The organism is Oleiphilus sp. HI0123, from assembly GCF_001635315.1.
On record NZ_LWGE01001816.1, the window covers coordinates 1 to 1,985 of the forward strand.

Consider the following 1,985-nt stretch of genomic DNA (forward strand, 5'->3'; position numbering starts at 1 on the left):
ACACGGGTTTCTAGTTCAGGCGGCTCAACCATAACGGTAAGTCCCCAGCCAAAACGAGACTTCAAACGTTCTTCCATATTATCAATTTCTTTAGGGTAGCGATCGCAGGTCAATATCATTTGCTGACCGCCTTCTAATAAGGCATTAAAAGTATGGAAAAACTCTTCTTGCGAACGCTCTTTACGTGCAAAGAATTGAATATCATCGATTAGCAAAGCATCAACAGATCGGTAATATCGCTTGAATTCATTGATCGCATTAATCTGCAGAGCTTTAACCATATCGGCAACAAATCGTTCGGAATGAAGGTAAACCACCTTAGCATTAGGATTCTTCTTAACGATTTCATTACCGACAGAATGCATCAAGTGAGTTTTACCCAGACCAACACCACCATAAAGAAATAAAGGGTTATAAGCTCCGCCTGGATTTTCTGCTACCTGGACAGAAGCAGCGCGTGCTAACTGGTTAGATTTACCTTCTACAAAAGTATCAAAAGTAAAATTAGGATTTAAAAAGCTTTGGTGTTTTATAATTGAACCTTCAACTTCAACCCGCCGTTCAACAGGTTTCGATGAAGACAGACCACTTTCGCGAGGCTTATGAGAACTATGTTGGTTAGGTGAAGCAGGGCTAGGCTTTCTTCTGTTGTCTTCAGTTTTAAGCTTTGTACCATTATCAGCTTCTTTAAGACTGCCAATTTTTAGATTGACGGAAGAAATGACTTTGTCATGCCCCATATCTTTAAGTAAGTCGTTTATACGCTGTAAGAACTTTTCTTTAACCCAATCCAATACGAATTTGTTCGGTGCATATAATTGAAGTATACCGTTAACACACTCCCCCTGAAGCGGCCTTAACCAAGTATTATATTGCTGACTAGGCAATTCTTCTTTTAGCTTTTCTAAGCACTCAGACCAGACTTCAGTTTGCACTTGGTACTTTATTCCTATTATTTAGAAAGGGGGGAAATACAACCGTTTTTATTAAGGTGAATTTTAACGGTAAAACGTCGTAACTACTAGCGCTATTTTTAGGTTAATAAGCCGCCTGTTAATAACTTTATATATATATTTCAAATAATTAATAACTTTACACACAAGCTTGTGCACAATTTTACAGCTAATTTTTTTAGTGCTCGATTATTGCAAAAAGTAGTAGAAATAAATTGTGGATAAACCCAAGGATAAAAATGTGTATAAATTAATCTCTGATTTATCCAAGTTTTATTCAATCGATAATCACGTCTTTTCCTAACTTTTCCCTTATACTTACTAAAGACTTAAATAAATGTTTTTAAAGGAATTTACTCTCTTATCAACAGAAATTGCTCCCCTTAATAGAACATAAGTATAAGAAGAGAATATATAAATAATATTATTTAAGGGATGGGAAAAGATAAGACCTAAGATAAACTTTAAATAAAAATTCGAATATGCATTGAATAATCTTGCCCAAACAATTACAATCTCGCTCCAATTTTTTTTCACCCTATTTATTGTGAGTACTGGAAATGAAAAGAACATTCCAACCTAGCGTACTTAAGCGTAAGCGTACACATGGCTTCAGAGCACGTATGGCAACTAAAAGTGGTCGTCAGATTTTGAACCGACGTCGTGCTAAAGGCCGTAAAGAACTAAGTGCATAAAACTTGTACTCCAGTTTTAAGTTTCCTAAATCAACTCGGCTACTAAAATCGAGTGATTATAGTGATGTTTTTGAGTCTGTTGATATACGAGTTTCCAGTAAACATTATTTGATGTTGACTAGAAACCTGAATAACTCAGATAGCAGACTCGGAATAATCGTTGCTAAAAAGAACGTAAAACTCGCTGTACAACGGAACCGAATTAAACGCTTATTACGAGAATCGTTTCGGACTAAGCGTAGTTCGCTTCCAAACCTTGATATTATTGTTCTTGCAAAGAAAGGTGCTGATTTATCTAGCAGCAAAGAATGCACTCAAGAACTAGACTATCTGTGGC

At 36.1% G+C, this 1,985-nt stretch carries 3 protein-coding genes; 2 read left to right on the plus strand and 1 reads right to left on the minus strand.

The features are described from left to right. A partial coding sequence (gene dnaA, locus A3761_RS24430) for a chromosomal replication initiator protein DnaA (protein WP_068751082.1) occupies window positions 1-935 on the minus strand: 935 nt, incomplete at its 3' end. Between the two features lie 578 nt (window positions 936-1,513). On the opposite strand from dnaA, the gene rpmH reads away from it, so the two are divergent. Together rpmH and rnpA are read left to right on the plus strand one after the other, a co-directional pair. Next, the gene (rpmH, locus tag A3761_RS25990) at window positions 1,514-1,648 is read left to right on the plus strand and encodes a 50S ribosomal protein L34 (protein ID WP_082865166.1); all 135 of its coding nucleotides are present in this window, start codon (window positions 1,514-1,516) and stop codon (window positions 1,646-1,648) included. A gap of 3 nt (window positions 1,649-1,651) precedes the next feature. Next, the coding region (rnpA, locus tag A3761_RS25995; RefSeq protein WP_082870378.1) for a ribonuclease P protein component at window positions 1,652-1,985 on the plus strand (334 nt) is incomplete at its 3' end.